Source organism: Bradyrhizobium sp. WSM1253, assembly GCF_000244935.1.
In the GTDB taxonomy this organism is placed as follows: Bacteria; Pseudomonadota; Alphaproteobacteria; order Rhizobiales; family Xanthobacteraceae; genus Bradyrhizobium; species Bradyrhizobium canariense.
On the sequence record NZ_JH600073.1, the window covers coordinates 7507955 to 7521909 of the forward strand.

General features: G+C 63.2%; 17 protein-coding genes. 9 read left to right on the forward strand and 8 right to left on the reverse strand.

Features of this window, described 5'->3' with window-relative positions:
• Window positions 1-137: 137 nt before the first annotated feature.
• Complete coding sequence (locus tag BRA1253DRAFT_RS36230) at window positions 138-1496, reverse strand: hypothetical protein (RefSeq protein ID WP_007602548.1); 1359 nt, start codon at window positions 1494-1496, stop codon at window positions 138-140.
• Window positions 1497-1771: 275 nt separating this feature from the next.
• On the opposite strand from BRA1253DRAFT_RS36230, the gene cysE reads away from it, so the two are divergent.
• The 3 genes from cysE to BRA1253DRAFT_RS36245 all read left to right on the forward strand — a co-directional run bounded on the left by cysE (window position 1772) and on the right by BRA1253DRAFT_RS36245 (window position 4250).
• Window positions 1772-2596: a serine O-acetyltransferase gene (gene cysE, locus BRA1253DRAFT_RS36235; protein WP_007602549.1), complete on the forward strand. Its 825-nt coding sequence runs from the start codon at window positions 1772-1774 to the stop codon at window positions 2594-2596.
• 150 nt (window positions 2597-2746) lie between these two features.
• Window positions 2747-2965 carry a DUF3126 family protein gene (locus BRA1253DRAFT_RS36240; protein WP_007602550.1) on the forward strand — a complete coding sequence of 73 codons (219 nt, stop codon included), beginning with the start codon at window positions 2747-2749 and terminating at the stop codon, window positions 2963-2965.
• A gap of 94 nt (window positions 2966-3059) precedes the next feature.
• Window positions 3060-4250: an FAD-binding domain gene (locus BRA1253DRAFT_RS36245; protein ID WP_007602551.1), complete on the forward strand. Its 1191-nt coding sequence runs from the start codon at window positions 3060-3062 to the stop codon at window positions 4248-4250.
• 166 nt (window positions 4251-4416) lie between these two features.
• Here BRA1253DRAFT_RS36245 and BRA1253DRAFT_RS36250 read toward each other — a convergent pair whose 3' ends face one another.
• Window positions 4417-5124, reverse strand: coding sequence for a hypothetical protein (locus BRA1253DRAFT_RS36250; RefSeq protein ID WP_007602552.1), 708 nt, complete (start codon window positions 5122-5124; stop codon window positions 4417-4419).
• A gap of 222 nt (window positions 5125-5346) precedes the next feature.
• Here BRA1253DRAFT_RS36250 and BRA1253DRAFT_RS36255 point away from each other — a divergent pair, with 222 nt between their 5' ends.
• The 4 genes from BRA1253DRAFT_RS36255 to BRA1253DRAFT_RS42430 all read left to right on the forward strand — a co-directional run bounded on the left by BRA1253DRAFT_RS36255 (window position 5347) and on the right by BRA1253DRAFT_RS42430 (window position 8113).
• Window positions 5347-5676, forward strand: coding sequence for a hypothetical protein (locus tag BRA1253DRAFT_RS36255; RefSeq protein ID WP_007602553.1), 330 nt, complete (start codon window positions 5347-5349; stop codon window positions 5674-5676).
• Window positions 5677-5766: 90 nt separating this feature from the next.
• Window positions 5767-6297: a gamma carbonic anhydrase family protein gene (locus BRA1253DRAFT_RS36260; RefSeq protein ID WP_007602554.1), complete on the forward strand. Its 531-nt coding sequence runs from the start codon at window positions 5767-5769 to the stop codon at window positions 6295-6297.
• A 169-nt stretch (window positions 6298-6466) separates the two neighbouring features.
• On the forward strand, window positions 6467-6706 hold the full coding sequence (locus tag BRA1253DRAFT_RS45715; protein WP_245286043.1) for a hypothetical protein: 240 nt from the start codon (window positions 6467-6469) through the stop codon (window positions 6704-6706).
• Window positions 6707-8113, forward strand: a complete 1407-nt coding sequence (locus BRA1253DRAFT_RS42430; protein WP_245286044.1) for a PAS-domain containing protein — start codon at window positions 6707-6709, stop codon at window positions 8111-8113.
• 31 nt (window positions 8114-8144) lie between these two features.
• Here the strand turns inward: BRA1253DRAFT_RS42430 and BRA1253DRAFT_RS36275 are convergent, their stop codons facing one another.
• A complete protein-coding gene (locus BRA1253DRAFT_RS36275) occupies window positions 8145-8360 on the reverse strand; it encodes a hypothetical protein (RefSeq protein ID WP_007602555.1) in 216 nt (71 codons plus the stop codon).
• Window positions 8361-8452: 92 nt separating this feature from the next.
• Between BRA1253DRAFT_RS36275 and BRA1253DRAFT_RS36280 the strand changes: the two genes are divergently transcribed.
• Window positions 8453-8755, forward strand: coding sequence for a hypothetical protein (locus BRA1253DRAFT_RS36280; RefSeq protein WP_007602556.1), 303 nt, complete (start codon window positions 8453-8455; stop codon window positions 8753-8755).
• Window positions 8756-8858: 103 nt separating this feature from the next.
• Window positions 8859-9221, forward strand: a complete 363-nt coding sequence (locus tag BRA1253DRAFT_RS36285) for a hypothetical protein (protein WP_007602557.1) — start codon at window positions 8859-8861, stop codon at window positions 9219-9221.
• Between the two features lie 174 nt (window positions 9222-9395).
• Here the strand turns inward: BRA1253DRAFT_RS36285 and BRA1253DRAFT_RS36290 are convergent, their stop codons facing one another.
• From BRA1253DRAFT_RS36290 to BRA1253DRAFT_RS36310, 5 genes are all read right to left on the reverse strand, one after another.
• Window positions 9396-9890, reverse strand: a complete 495-nt coding sequence (locus tag BRA1253DRAFT_RS36290; protein ID WP_007602558.1) for a hypothetical protein — start codon at window positions 9888-9890, stop codon at window positions 9396-9398.
• Between the two features lie 176 nt (window positions 9891-10066).
• A complete protein-coding gene (locus BRA1253DRAFT_RS36295) occupies window positions 10067-10798 on the reverse strand; it encodes an aspartate/glutamate racemase family protein (RefSeq protein ID WP_007602560.1) in 732 nt (243 codons plus the stop codon).
• A 20-nt stretch (window positions 10799-10818) separates the two neighbouring features.
• A complete protein-coding gene (locus tag BRA1253DRAFT_RS36300) occupies window positions 10819-11697 on the reverse strand; it encodes an ABC transporter permease (RefSeq protein WP_007602561.1) in 879 nt (292 codons plus the stop codon).
• Window positions 11698-11700: 3 nt separating this feature from the next.
• Window positions 11701-12660, reverse strand: a complete 960-nt coding sequence (locus BRA1253DRAFT_RS36305; RefSeq protein ID WP_007602562.1) for an ABC transporter permease — start codon at window positions 12658-12660, stop codon at window positions 11701-11703.
• 4 nt (window positions 12661-12664) lie between these two features.
• Window positions 12665-13954, reverse strand: a complete 1290-nt coding sequence (locus BRA1253DRAFT_RS36310) for a PotD/PotF family extracellular solute-binding protein (RefSeq protein WP_007602563.1) — start codon at window positions 13952-13954, stop codon at window positions 12665-12667.
• Window position 13955 lies beyond the last annotated feature (1 nt).

Consider the following 13955-nt stretch of genomic DNA (forward strand, 5'->3'; position numbering starts at 1 on the left):
GGGCTCGAAGCCATTCGACGTTGTCGTGGCAGCGTTCAAGTCGGCAGTCGGGCAACCCGACATGGTCGAATTTTCAAGCAGACGAGGGCGACGAATTCGTTCCAAGAACTGGAGCGCGATAGCGCTTCACCCCAATCTCATCGCGCCTTGCTGTCCTCGCCAAACCGTCGCGCCAGCGCCATCAGCACCACGAAGGTCGCGACCCACGCCATCCGCGCGCCGTAGCGGTCGTGCGGGCCGGAGATCACGCCGCAGATGAAGGCGTTGCCGAGCAGCGCCAGCGTGACGGTTGCCGCCAGCAGCGTCAGGTCGTCAAGCCGGCGGATCGCGAGAGCATGCGCAAGCAGCACGACAAGCGCCAGCATCGAGGCCAGCGCAACGGGCACGTGCAGCCAGTTGACGTAGGCGAAATCGAGACCCCAGTGCTGCTGGCGCGCCGCCCGCATCGGCGCGGCCTGTGAGGGGATATAGCGCTCGATGATGCCGCGGGTGTGCGGGATCCAGCCATTGGTGCCTTCGCCGGTCGCGACATGCAGCAATTGCCGACCCAGCGCCCGCAACGCCGCGCCGGCTTGCCAGGCCGGATAGTCGGCGAGCGAACCCACGACGATCGCGCCCATCTCGTCGTTCATGCCCTCGAACCGGCCGAGCGTGTTGAACATGCTCTTGCCCCACAGGAATTCGTCGGCGGTCGCCGGCAATTGGTCGCGATAGGGGCAGAGCTTGAGTTTTTCGCGCGGGCAATGGTCGTTGAGATAACGCGCAACGATGCCGTCCTGCATCATGCGGCCGAAGGCAACGCCGGTGCCGCCGGGCGTCCAGGCCCATTTGCCTGACAGCGCATGGTTCGCTGACACCAGCATCAGCCCGCCCACGACGATGGTCAGGCTCGCCTGCGCCAGTCCTGCGACGGGCAGACGCGCGCGCAGGAACGGCCGCATCATCCAGCCGGCAACGCAGAGCCCGAGCAGCACGCCGAGCGTGGCGCTATGGGTCGCGGCGGCAAAGGCGGTGAAGACGAACAGCGAGATTTTTTCGAGCGTTGATGTCCGCTGGCTGCCGACGACCAGCAGAAACAGCGACAGCACCGAGAGCCCTGCGAAGATGTCCGTGAGCAGCATGCTGGCGAGCCAGGGCAGCGCGGTCGACAGGATCAGGAGCAGACTGATCGCGACGAAGAGGAACGTCTGCATCATCGAGAGCACGCGCAAGGTGAGCTGGAGCAGCCACAATGTCGCCAGCGATTGGATCGCGAGGTTGATCCAGAAGCCAAAACTCTCGCCATAGTGCAGATAGAGGCCGAACACGGTGGAGCGGCTCGGAACGAGATAGCCCTCGTACCAGCGCGCCAGATAGCCGCCGGTATCCCATTGCAACAGCGGGTAGCCGTTCCAGAGCGCCGGCGCGATCATCAGGAGAGGCAGGGCGACCGCGGCGAGCCGCAGCCAGAGGGTATCAGCGGCGCCCGCGCGCAAATGATCGGTGGTGATGGTCAAATCCGCTCCGTCCTCACTCGGACCATGCCCGCAATCACGGTTGAGGCGGAATTCACCAATAGTTTGACGCCGCCCGGCTTGAATTTGGCGAAACCCTGACCATTTTGAGCCGACCTTGCCGCCGGGGGTGTCGGAAGAAATTGTTGTGATTCAACGTGTTGGCATGCCCCCGCTGGGCAACGCACTGTTCACTCTCAGGCAAGCCCGTCAGGACTTTGTCGCTTAGACTGTGTTATAGAACCATCGAAACGAGCCAATTCGAAAGAGCAGATCTCATGGCAGTGCATCAGGTCAATCCGGGAGGAAAGCTCGCAACGCTTGATCCGATCTGGGATCGGATCCGCGGCGAAGCGGAGGACATCGTCCATCGCGAGCCGGAGCTTGCGACCTTCATCTATTCGACGGTGCTGCATCACAGCCGCCTGGAAGATGCTGTCATCCATCGTGTCGCCGATCGGCTCGATCATTCCGCGCTGTCGGGCGATCTCGTGCGCCAGACCTACGACGAGGCGCTACGCGATGATCCCGATCTCGGCAACGCGTTCCGCGCCGATCTCGTCGCCGTTTACGACCGCGACCCCGCGACGTCGCGCTTCATCGACCCGTTGCTCTATTTCAAGGGCTTTCACGCCATCCAGACCCACCGCCTCGCGCATTGGCTCTATCTGAAGGGCCGCAAGGATTTTGCGTATTATCTGCAGAGCCGGGCGTCTGCGGTATTCCAGACCGACATCAATCCCGCCGCGCGCATCGGCCGCGGCATCTTCCTCGACCACGCCACCGGTTTCGTCTGCGGTGAGACTGCGCTGATCGAGGACGACGTCTCGATCCTGCACGGCGTCACGCTCGGCGGCACCGGCAAGGAGAACGAGGACCGCCATCCGAAAATCCGTCACGGGGTCCTGATCGGCGCGGGCGCAAAGATCCTCGGCAATATCGAGATCGGTCATTGCGCGCGCATCGCGGCGGGCTCGGTCGTGGTCAAACCGGTGCCGCACAACGTGACGGTCGCAGGCGTGCCCGCCAAGGTCGTCGGCGAAGCCGGCTGCGCCGAGCCGTCGCGCACCATGGATCAGATGATCAACGCCATGGGACTTTGAGGCGGGACTCTGAGGCGGACTTCGAGCTTGTCGGAAGGGCGGGATTTCCCGCCCCTTTCGGTCCCCAAATTCTTTGGCAATTCATGCTGGCGGTTGGTCGCGTCTCGTCCTAAAACCCGCGCCAACCTAGATTTCGATTGGAGACTTGCCGTGGACGTCAAGGAAGTTAGGAAGCTCGACGCGTACCTGAAACGCGTATTCGGCAATCCCAAGATCCGCGTCGTGCCGCGGCCTAAGAAGGATGATTCCGCCGAAGTCTATATCGGCGAGGAATTCATCGGTGTGCTCTTCGTCGACGACGAGGACGATGATCGCTCGTTCCAGTTCCAGATGGCGATCCTCGAGGACGATCTGGTCGACCAGGAGTGATGCGACACGACTGGTGAGGCGGAACTTCCCGCCCTCACCATTTGGTGTCTGACGCGGCGGTGCGATCGGCCGCCGCTTTTCCCATATTCCTTCCATGCGAACAGTTCTGATCTCCGGGGCGGGGATTGCAGGGCCGACGCTCGCCTATTGGCTCAAGGCGGCGGGCTACGCGCCGACGCTGGTCGAGCGCGCGAGCGCACTTCGTCGCGGCGGCTACGTGATCGATTTCTGGGGACTCGGCTACGACATCGCCGAACGGATGGGGCTGCTGCCGGCGATCGAGAACGCCGGCTATCGCGCCAGGGAAATGCGGATCGTCGACGATCATGGCCGGCGTATCGCCGGATTTGGCACGGACGTCCTCGACGATCTCACAGGCGGCCGCTACGTCACTCTGGCACGAAGCGATCTGTCGCGCCTGCTGTACGGTACGGTCCGCGACGGTGTTGAAACGATCTTCGATGAGGAGATCGTTGGCCTGGAGCAGCAGCCTGAATGGGTCGACGTCCAGTTGCGGCGCGGCGGGAGCCGACGTTTCGATCTCGTCGTCGGTGCTGACGGCTTGCATTCGCAGGTGCGCAGCCTTGCGTTCGGCTCGATCGGGACGTTCGAAAGAAATCTCGGCTATGGCGTCGCGGCATTCGAAACCCGCGGCTATCGTCGTCGCGACGAGAATGTGTATCTGATGCACAACCGGCCGGGCCGGATGATTGGCCGTTTCGCGCTGTGCAATGATCGCACCTTGTTCCTCTTCGTGTTTCGCGGCGATGCAGGCGGGCCTGCCGCAAAGGCACAGCTGCGTGATCTCTATCGCGACGCCCGCTGGGAATGCCCAGACATTCTGAACGAACTCGAGCGCACCGATGATTTGTATTGCGACCGGGTCAGCCAGATCAGGATGGACGGCTGGTCGCGGGGCCGCGTCGTGCTGATTGGAGACGCTGCCTTCTGCGTGTCGCTCGTCGCCGGGCAGGGCTCGGCTCTGGCCATGATCTCTGCCTATGTGCTTGCGGGAGAACTCGCACGCGCCGACGGGCGCCACGAGCAAGCATTCAGCGCCTATGAGACCCGCCTTCGCAGCTATATCGGCGCCAAGCAGCGCGGAGCGGAGCGCTTCGCCGCGGCATTTGCGCCGCGGACGTCATGGGGATTGTGGTTTCGCAATCAGGTCGTGAAGGCGTTCTCGTTTCCCGGTGCGGCGAGACTCGCCATCGGTCGAGACCTTGCCGACAAGCTGGATCTGCCGACTTATCGCTGGAGCGGCCACAAGGAGATCGGCGTTTGAATTGCCTGCGGCTTTGAATCTTTTTCGAAAAGACGAATTCTCGGGAGGGGCCGAATTTTTTGCAGGCTGGCTTCGAAAATACGAAGTCATGCCAGGCACTTGGCTACTGTGCATGGGGTTGTTTTCGCAGTTTTTGTTTTGGAGGCTCGGGGCGCAGAGGCTGCGCTCAGCCCTTCGGGCCGCGCAGTTGCGCCGTCAGCTTCTCCATCGCTTCCGCCGCATCGCGCCACTGCGATAGCCAGCTGCGCGGAAAGCGGAAGGTGAGGTCGGCGCCGCCGACGCGGCGTTCGGCGAGGCACATGCCGGGCGTCGCCGCATCCCGCGTGCAGCGCGCGGTCAGTGCAGGACTCGCGGCAGAGTAGAGATCCTCGTTGCCGTAGGGCGTATCGGCGCGGAACATCCGCATTGTTAGCCCGTCCTGGGGCGTTGCCGCGGCCTGGTCGAGATAGCGCGGATAGATCGTGGCGGTGCGCTGCTCGGGCGAGAGCGCATCGCGATGCGCGGCGATCGACAGGAAGATGCGGTCGATCGGCTGCATCGCCGCATCCACACTATCGGCGGTGACGTGCTTCGGCGCGCCCGGCGGCTCGAGCGAGGGATACAGGAAGTCGAGATCGATCCGCTCCTGCGGCCCGGAGTGGCGCTGGATCTTCATGCGGATCGCATTGGTCGGCAGGTTGAACAGCGTGCCGCCGACGCTCACCGGCAGCTTGTCCGGGGCGCTCGCGCCGCTCGGGCCCCAGGTTGGCCACAACAAATAGGCGACGAGCGCGACGGCGCACATCGCGGCAGTGCCGCCGAGCACGATCGGCACCACATGGGCCCGGGTGTGCGCTCGGGGAGATTGAGGGGAAATTGCCGAAAACACCGTCATGAGCCGCGCGAATGAGCCGGAAGTCGGCCGATGGCCGACGAATCAGCAGCGAATATGCCACGCGGCTGCGATTTCGCGGAGCGTTCGCCGGCTGCAGGGAAGGGAGACAGGCCTGCGTGGAACGGCCGGCGGCGTTAACCTTCCCTTAAGGATAATGTAGCGTTAACCGGCACTCTTTGTCACAGGAAGTCACCTCGCGTTGCGTAAGGGCGGACCGTTCCGATGACACCTGAAGCTCTCAATACATTCTTCTCGATCGGCATCGGTTTCGCGCTCGCGGGAGCGCTCGTCAGCGGATACCAGACGGTCGCACAGCGGCCCGCCGGCTTCGGTCTGTTGCAGGACGGCGTGGCGCCGAAGACCTTCGCGGCGGTTCCGTTCCTGGTGTTCGCGGCGCCTTTCATCATCATGCGCAACACCCTGCGCGGCAGGCAGGTGGAGAGCCGCCGCGTCGAATTCGTGATGATGGCCACCGTCATCGCCGGCTTCTGGAGTATGATGAGCGGCACCTTCTTCCTGATGACGCTCCGCGCGGCCGGCGTTCTGGTCTGATACGGGCGCTGTAGGGCTGCCTGCGCGGCGGGCCTTTGCGTCAAGGCTGCCGTTTCGCTATGGCTGGGGTTGACCCGACAGGAGACCCTCATGGCGATCTACGAGCTCGACGGGCAGGCGCCCGACCTTCCCGCCGACGGCAATTACTTCATCGCTGAGACCGCCACCGTGATCGGCCGCGTGCGCCTGAAGCCGGGCGCGAGCGTCTGGTTCGGCGCGGTGCTGCGCGGCGACAATGAGTGGATCGAGATCGGCGAGGGATCCAACGTGCAGGACGGCTCGACCTGCCACACCGATCTCGGTTTTCCGCTTCACATCGGCAGAAACTGTACGGTCGGCCACAACGTCATCCTGCACGGCTGCACCATCGAGGAGGGCGCACTCGTCGGCATGGGCTCCATCGTGATGAACGGCGCCAGGATCGGCCGCAACAGCATCGTCGGCGCCGGCTCTGTCATCACCGAGGGCAAGGAATTCCCCGAACGGTCCCTGATCATCGGTTCGCCGGCGCGGGTGATCCGCACGCTCGACGACGCCCAGGTGCAGAAGATGGGCAGCGCGGCGAAGTTCTACGTCGCGAACGGCCCGCGCTTCACGAAGGGCCTAAAGCGGATCGACTGAGATGCACGCAGGCCGTGTGCGGCCGGCATCTGGTTCCGTACCGTAAAAACACCCGCCGGTATTTTAATCCTCCGCTAGCGCCATCATGCCTATCCTGGAGCGTTTTCAACCAGGAGGAGTGGCGCCATCTGCGGCGCTGGGATCCGGACTCGGCGCCGGAACCAAATTTGTGAAAAAGCTCGTTCGTTTCGCTCGCGGCGCGGATACCCTGAGCGTTGCGGAGAAAGTCTACAGCATTGCCGGCTTTCTCGCGATCGTCACCACCTTCCTGCTCGTGATGTCGATCCAGACCGTCCGCCTGCAGACGACCTACCGCCACATGCACGCCTCTTCGGCGGAGGCGGCGATCAATGTCGGGCGTATCAACACGCTGATCTACGCCGTCGTCATGGAATCGCGCGGCATCTAGATGTCCGCCGATCGCGGCGCGATGAAGCAGTTCGCCGACGGTCTGGTGCGCCGTAACCGCGAACTCGCCGAGGCGGTGAAGAGCATGGAGCGGACCGTCGCCGCCGACGATGCTGCGCAAGTCTCGAGCTTCCGCCAGCGCATCGCGCAGTTCATCGAATTTCGCCAGGAACTTGTTCGGCGCGGGCTGGAGATCAGTCCGGCCGCAGCGCGCGAATGGGGCGATAACGACGCCAACCGGACGCTACGCAACAAGCTCAATCTCGATCTGGAGACGCTGGAACGGATCTACGGGCAGCGCGCCCGCGAGGCGGACGAACTTGCCAACGAGAACCGCTATGCCGCGGCTTATTTGTTCGTGCTCGGGCTCGTGGCGCTCGTTTTCGCGGGGCTGAACGTCGTTGTGATGCGGGGCTCGGTGGTCGGGGCGCTGGCTGAGATCACGCAAGCGACCGACCGCATTGCCGGCGGTGACGTCAAGAGCGAGGTGCCGCATCTCGGCCGTCACGACGAGATCGGTCGTCTTGCGCGAGCCGTACAGAACTTCCGCGATGCGGTGGCGCGGATCTTCGAGCTCGAGGAGATCGAACGCGGCACAGCGCAGGCGCGCGACGCGGCCATGACCGAGCGCGACAAGTTCAACGACAAGTACCAGGCCAAGAAGTGGCAGCTTTCGGCAGCTATCAAAAGCATGCCGCAGGGCCTGGTTATGCTCGACGGCAAGGCCAATGTGGTCGCGATGAACACCAACTACCGGGGGATCTACAATCTACCCGAGACGATCCAGGCCGGGTCGACGCTCGAGGAAATTCTCCAGCACAGAGTCAGGAGCGGGTTGTTCAGCGGTAACGTCGCGAAATATGTCGCGGCGGTCCTCGACCGGATCACCAAGCGCGAGCCGGCGGTCTACGAGGTCGCCCTGAATGACGGCCGCATCATCAAGATCTACGAGCGTCCGATGGACGGTGGCGGCTGGGTGTCGGTGCAGGAAGACGTCACCGAGCAGCGTCAGCGCGAGCGCATTCTCGAGCGGATGGAGCGCTTCCTCGCCACCATCATCGAGAACGTGGCCGAGGGCATCATCGCCAAGGACGCGCGCAATTTGCGTTACGTCTTCGTCAACAAGGCGGCCGAGAACATGATCGGCATGTCGCGCGGCGAGATCATCGGCAAGACCGCGCGGGAGTTGTTCTCCGCGGAGGCAGCCGAATTGATCGAGCAGCGCGACCAACAGCTTCTGGCGCAGAAACAGCAGCTCGAGCCGATCGTCGATACCATCGACAATGCCGCGCGCGGGCGCCGCGTGATCTCCGCCCGCCGTGTCCAGATCGGCGGCGCAGGGGAAGAGTCCCACATGTTCGTGACCATGGTCGAGGACCGGACCGAGGGGATGGTGGCGGCCGCGTAGTTCAACGGCGCGCGCCATTCGAAGCGGCGCCTCAGCTTCCCTCGGATTCGCGCGCTTCGATCGCACCCGCGACCCTCTCGTGACCGGCAGCCCACAACGCGTGTTCGTCGCTGCCGTCCGAGTAAGGATTGGCTTCTGCCGGAATGTTTTCGCGCGCGGCGCGTTCGCCCTCCGCAAAAGGATCGCGATCCGTCATCCTGATTTCGCCTCTCTGGTTTGCAGCGTCGAACGCGATCGGCTTTCGCATGATCGTGGCTCTCCCCCTTTCAAGCTGAACTGACGGCAATTGTTCCGGAACCGGTCATCGATGCGGCGGTTGATCGGTAAAGGAGCATTCGAATGGCAACATCGTCCGCAACCTGTTCAATCAAGACCATGATTGTCATCTTCGCCCTTGCCGCGATGCCGGCCGTAGCGTTCGCGCAAGCGAGCGGCGGCGCAGCGGGATCGGCCGGAGGTGTCGCCAATTCTCCGGCTCCGCCGCCCGGGACCAACAGCCTGGGTACGGCGCAATCATCGGGAGCGAATGCCACCTCCGGAACCACCACCGGGACCGGCGCAGGTGGATCCACCGACGCCGCCGTCAACGCCGAGAACCGGCTGCTCGACAAGAAGCTCAAGAGCATCTGCCGCGGCTGCTGACGCTCGCGCGGAAGTGAGGCAGCGTGGCTGTCCGGAATGCCCAGGGAACGCTAGCTTGATCCTGCTTTGAGCGTGGAGCATGTCCACGCGGAGGATCGAGTGGATGTTACGCAAGATGATGATGGCGGCGCTGGCGGTCGCGATAGTCGGGCTGTCAGCCCCACAGGCCGCCCAGGCGCGGGGCGGTTTCGGCCACGGTGGTGGCGGCTGGGGCCACGGTGGCGGCTGGGGTCACGGCGGCCACTGGCATGGCGGTGGCTTCTGGCCGGGAATCGCCATCGGGGCGGGTATCGCCGGCGCGGGTTATTACGGCGGCTATTACGGCTACGGCCAACCGTATTACGGCGATCCCTATTACTATGGTACCGGCTACGACGATGGTGGCTATGGCGGCTGCTACGTCGTGCGCAAGCGCGTCATGACGCCGTCGGGCTGGCGCATCCGCTCCGTGGATGTCTGCCAATAGGCGGCGGTACCCGTTAAAAAACAAGGCCGTTGACGCAATATACCGTCAACGACCTTGCCAGCCCCGGACATTGAAATCGGCTCACGCCATCCGGTGACGGCGAGCATCGCTCGGAATCATACGGGCGAATGTGATCCAGTTCACAAGTCCAAAAATTTAGGCGGCGCCGGCTGCTCAGCCGCGCGAGCGCTTGCGTGCACTGGCATGGACACGATGCCGCGCCGGTTTCCTGCGGGAAACCGAGGGAGTCTCCGCCTCGGTCGCCCGGGCGCTCGCAAAGGATTGCCGCAGGCCGTCGATGGACTCGTTGAGTGTCGTGACCTGCTCGGACAGACGCTTGGTGTCGGCCTGCTGGAATGCGAGCAAGCGCTTCATACTCTGGAGCTGGTCCTGCACGACCTGAAGCTGGTCGATCGATTCCTGCTGGGTTGCCTCCAGCCCCTTGGTCTTCTCGACCAGCTGCTCGGATGCCTGTGCGGTCCGAGCCTGAAGCTGCCGCGACGCCACCACCCGGTCGGTCTCAGGGGCTGAGCCGGTATAGGCGCGCCAGATCGCGATCGAGGTCACACCGGCGATCAGCAGGAGGAGGGCGGCGGCGGTCAGCGCGATGGGCTGGGCGCCGAGGCGAAGAAGCGGGTTGGACGGTGCGTCCTCTGCGAGATCGATCATCGCTGACAAAACCCAAATTGAAACTTGGTGAGTGGCGAAGACCGGCAACCCTGAGGCCACCGGGTGTCCCGAAAGCGTTACGTTTCGGCAAGGAATGGGACCAAAAAGAGGCTAAGAGCAAAAAAACCAGCAATCAGGATGCCTTAGGGCATCCAAGCGCCCGTCAGAGGCAGAGATCAGGGCTGAAACGGCGAAAACGGACCTGAATAGGTCTTCGATCGGGGCGCCGCATAGGGTCCGAGCCGGGAGGTTTTCAGTCCCAATCGCACCAGTGATTCCGCCAAGGTCACCGCGGCCGCGACGCCGTCGATCACGGGCAGGCCGTGCGTGGCGGCGAGTTCATTGGCGAGATCGGCCATGCCGGCGCAACCGAGCACGATGGCCTCTGCGCGGTCGTCGCGGATCGCGGCCGTGATTTCCGTAGAGATTTTTGCGAGCGCATCGGTGTTGCGCTCCTCGAGTGCGAGCACCGGCACCTCGGCAGCGCGGACGCGGGTGCAGCGGTCGGTGAGGCCGTATTTCCGCAAATTATGTTCGATCGGCACGATGGAAACACCGAGCGTCGTCACCACGGCGAAGCGCGCGGCGATCAGGCTCGCCATGTGGAAGCCGGCCTCGCCAATGCCGATCACGGGCGTCTTTGCCGCGGCGCGCGCGGCGTCGAGACCGGTGTCGTCGAAGCAGGCGATGATGTGCGCATCCGCGCCGTCGCGGTCGGCCTCGCGGATGCAGCCGAGCATGCCGGGCACCGCGAACGCCTCGTCGTAAAATCCCTCGATCGAGACCGGGCCCATCGTGGGCTGGCGCGCATCGATCATCGTGTCGGGCAGGGCGACGCTTCGCGCGGCAGCGGCGATCTTCACCGTCATGGTCGCAGTGGTGTTGGGATTGACGACGTGAAGCCGCATCAGATCAGACAAGCCCCTTTTCAGACAAGCCCCTTGCCGGCGTCCGAGCCTTTGGCCGCCTGTCGCTTGTTCAGCATGTGGATGGTGCCAAGCGCAAGCGCGATCACCGTGAACGACACCGCCGAGATCACGGTGCCGAGCGCATAGATGTCGGGGTTTGTCACGGTGGTGGTGAGGCCCTGGAGATCGAGAGGTAGCGTGTTCACGGCCCCGATCGCCTGGCTGGAGCGCGCGAGCTCGTCCCAGGACAGGGTGAAGCCGAACAGGCCGATACCGATCACCGAGGGCAGGATGATCGGCAGCACGACATGACGGAACGCCTGCCACGGCGTCGCACCGAGATCGCGCGCGGCTTCCTCGAGCCTGGGATCGAAGCGGTTGAAGATCGCGAACATGATGAGCAGGCCGAACGGCAGCGTCCAGGTCAAATGCGCGCCGAGGCCGGAAGTGAGCAGGCCCATCGAGGTCTCGAAATTCTCGTTGAAGGTGCCCTTGATCACATCGTCGATGATGCGGAATTCAAGCGAGATGCCGAGCGAGGTGATGATCGAGGGCACGATGAGGCTCGCGATCGCCGAGTAGAACAGGATGCTTTGCGCCTTGAACTTGCGGCGAAACGCCATGCCCGCGGCGACCGACAGCACGACGGTGACGATCATCACGATAATGCCGAGCAGCAGCGAACGGCGAAAGGCCGCGCCGAGATCGACGATGCCGGTACCCTGGAACAGTTTTGCGATCCAGAAAGTCGACACACCGTTCATCGGGAAGGTGAGGCCACCCTGCGGCCCCTGGAACGACAGCACGTAGATCGCGATCATCGGGCCGTAGAGAAACAGCGTGTAGGCTGCGAAGAAGATCGCGAGCACGTAGAAAGAGCGCGGGCGTCCTTCCTTCATGCTCTAGAGCTCCTTCTTGATGTCGACGATGCGCGACATCATGGTGATGATCAGGAAGGTGATGACGAGCAGGATCACGGCGTTGGCCGCTGCTGCCGGGAATTGCAGCGCGTTCACCCGCGTCTCGATGATCTTGCCGGCGGCCGCGATCTGCTGCCCGCCCATCACGCCGATGGTGATGAAATCGCCCATCACGATGGTGATGACGAAGATCGAGCCGATCACGATGCCAGGTTTTGCCAGGGGAATGATGACGTTGACGAGGGTCTGGAAACCGGTCGCGCCGGCGTCATAGGCGGCCTCGATCAGCGATTTGTCGATGCGAACCATCGAGTTGAAGATCGGCACCACCATGAAGAAGGTGAAGAGGTGCACAAGTGCCAGCACCACGGAGAATTCGGAGAACAGCAGCCATTCAACGGGATGGTTGATCAGCCCCGTCTTCACCAAGCCTGAGTTGACAAGGCCGTTGCGTCCGAGCAGCGGAATCCAGGCGATCATGCGGATCACGTTGGAGGTCCAGAACGGGATCGTGCAGAGCAGCGACAGTCCCATCTGCCAGGTCTTCGACTTGACGTGGAAGGCGAGGAAGTAGGCGACCCAAAAGCCAATGAAAAGTGTGATGACCCACACGAGGAAGCACAGCTTCAGCGTCTTCAGATAAGTCTTGGCGATCGTGCAGAGATCGGGGAGCTGCGCGATGCAGCCTTCGAACGTGTCGGTGTAACCGCGGCCCGAGAAGGCCGGCAGCAACTGGTATTCGTTGTAGTCCCAGAACGAGACGATGACGACGAAGACGAGGGGGATCAGGAAGAAGGCGAGGAACACCAGCATCATCGGCCCGGCCTGAAGCCAGGAGATGAAGGAGGGTGACAGCCGCGCCGCTTTGCTGCGGCGCGCCGTCTCCGATCCCCGGACCAGGTCCGGGGATGCCTGTTGCAAAATGTCCTCCGACGTGTCCATCAGATTACGCTGCGATGAACTCGTTCCACTTGCGCACCATGTAGTCGTTCTCGTCCATCACGGCGTTCCAGCACGCAACGCCGCCCATGCGGTCCTCGTAGGAGCCGCCGTCGCGCACGGCGCCGGCCTTCTCGAGCAGCGAGCCGTCGGGCGCCTTGATGTCCTTCTCTGCCGCCTTGCCTTCCATCCAGTAGGCCCACTCGTACGGCTCCATATGCGCCTTCGCGGTGGAGAGCACGGCGGAGTAGTAGCCCTGGCGGTTGAGATAAGCGCCGGCATAGCCGGAAAGGAACCAGTTGACGAACTCGTAGGCCCATTCGAGCTTCGCACCCGAGACGCCCTTGGAGACACAGAAGCCGGACGCCCAGGAGCGATAGCCTTCCTTGAGCGGCTGGAAGGTGCAGGCAATCCCCATCGAGCGGACCTTCGTCACCGCCGGCGACCACATCGACTGGATGACGGTCTCGCCCGAGGCCATCAGGTTGACGCTCTCGTTGAAGTCTTTCCAGAAGGCGCGGAACTGACCGGCCTTCTTGGCTTCGGTCATCACCTTCATCGTAAGATCGATCTCTTCCTTGGTCATGTTGCCCTTGTCGGCATATTTGTACTTGCCGGTGGCTTCCACGACCATCGCGGCATCCATGATGCCGATCGAGGGGATGTTGAGGATCGAGGCCTTGCCCTTGAACTCGGGATTGAGCAATTCGGCCCACGAGCTGATCGGACGCTTGATGATGTCGGGGCGGATACCGAGCGTGTCGGCGTTGTAGACGGTCGGGATGAGCGTGACGAACTCGGTTGCCGAGGTCGCGAACTTCTTGGAGTCCTTGCCTTCGAGATAGAGCACCTTCCAGGGCGCGGTGCCCTGGCCGCCGATCTTCTTGCCGCCGGGAGTGACGCCCTTGGTGAAGACGGGCGTGATGTTGTCGAATTCCTTGATCTTCCTGGCATCGAGGGCAAGGATGTTGCCCGACGGCACGATCTTCTTCAGCGCGAAATATTCGGTGTCGAGCACGTCGAAGGAGTTCGGCTGGGTCATCACGCGCTTGGTGACGTCGTCGGTGGTCGCGGTGATGTATTCGATCTTGATGCCGGTGTCCTTCAGGCACTGCTTGGAGATCTCGTCGCCCTCGTTAACCGCGGTGCCGAGATAGCGCAGCACCTTCGGCTCGGCCGACATGACGTAGGGAAATCCGGTGATGGCGCCGGAGCCGGCGGCAAGGCCGGCGAGACCCGCGGTGCTCTTCAGTAGCGTGCGGCGGCTAAGGCCCTTCTTCCTGGTCGTTTCGGTCATA

What these genes read in the sequence shown, in the direction of transcription:
- cysE (WP_007602549.1), top strand. Translation starts at nt 1,772, where the DNA reads ATGGCAGTGCATCAGGTCAATCCGGGAGGAAAGCTCGCAACGCTTGAT.
- BRA1253DRAFT_RS36245 (WP_007602551.1), top strand. Translation starts at nt 3,060, where the DNA reads ATGCGAACAGTTCTGATCTCCGGGGCGGGGATTGCAGGGCCGACGCTC.
- BRA1253DRAFT_RS36250 (WP_007602552.1), bottom strand. Translation starts at nt 5,124, where the DNA reads ATGACGGTGTTTTCGGCAATTTCCCCTCAATCTCCCCGAGCGCACACC.
- BRA1253DRAFT_RS36255 (WP_007602553.1), top strand. Translation starts at nt 5,347, where the DNA reads ATGACACCTGAAGCTCTCAATACATTCTTCTCGATCGGCATCGGTTTC.
- BRA1253DRAFT_RS36260 (WP_007602554.1), top strand. Translation starts at nt 5,767, where the DNA reads ATGGCGATCTACGAGCTCGACGGGCAGGCGCCCGACCTTCCCGCCGAC.
- BRA1253DRAFT_RS42430 (WP_245286044.1), top strand. Translation starts at nt 6,707, where the DNA reads ATGTCCGCCGATCGCGGCGCGATGAAGCAGTTCGCCGACGGTCTGGTG.
- BRA1253DRAFT_RS36275 (WP_007602555.1), bottom strand. Translation starts at nt 8,360, where the DNA reads ATGCGAAAGCCGATCGCGTTCGACGCTGCAAACCAGAGAGGCGAAATC.
- BRA1253DRAFT_RS36280 (WP_007602556.1), top strand. Translation starts at nt 8,453, where the DNA reads ATGGCAACATCGTCCGCAACCTGTTCAATCAAGACCATGATTGTCATC.
- BRA1253DRAFT_RS36285 (WP_007602557.1), top strand. Translation starts at nt 8,859, where the DNA reads ATGTTACGCAAGATGATGATGGCGGCGCTGGCGGTCGCGATAGTCGGG.
- BRA1253DRAFT_RS36290 (WP_007602558.1), bottom strand. Translation starts at nt 9,890, where the DNA reads ATGATCGATCTCGCAGAGGACGCACCGTCCAACCCGCTTCTTCGCCTC.
- BRA1253DRAFT_RS36295 (WP_007602560.1), bottom strand. Translation starts at nt 10,798, where the DNA reads ATGCGGCTTCACGTCGTCAATCCCAACACCACTGCGACCATGACGGTG.
- BRA1253DRAFT_RS36300 (WP_007602561.1), bottom strand. Translation starts at nt 11,697, where the DNA reads ATGAAGGAAGGACGCCCGCGCTCTTTCTACGTGCTCGCGATCTTCTTC.
- BRA1253DRAFT_RS36305 (WP_007602562.1), bottom strand. Translation starts at nt 12,660, where the DNA reads ATGGACACGTCGGAGGACATTTTGCAACAGGCATCCCCGGACCTGGTC.
- BRA1253DRAFT_RS36310 (WP_007602563.1), bottom strand. Translation starts at nt 13,954, where the DNA reads ATGACCGAAACGACCAGGAAGAAGGGCCTTAGCCGCCGCACGCTACTG.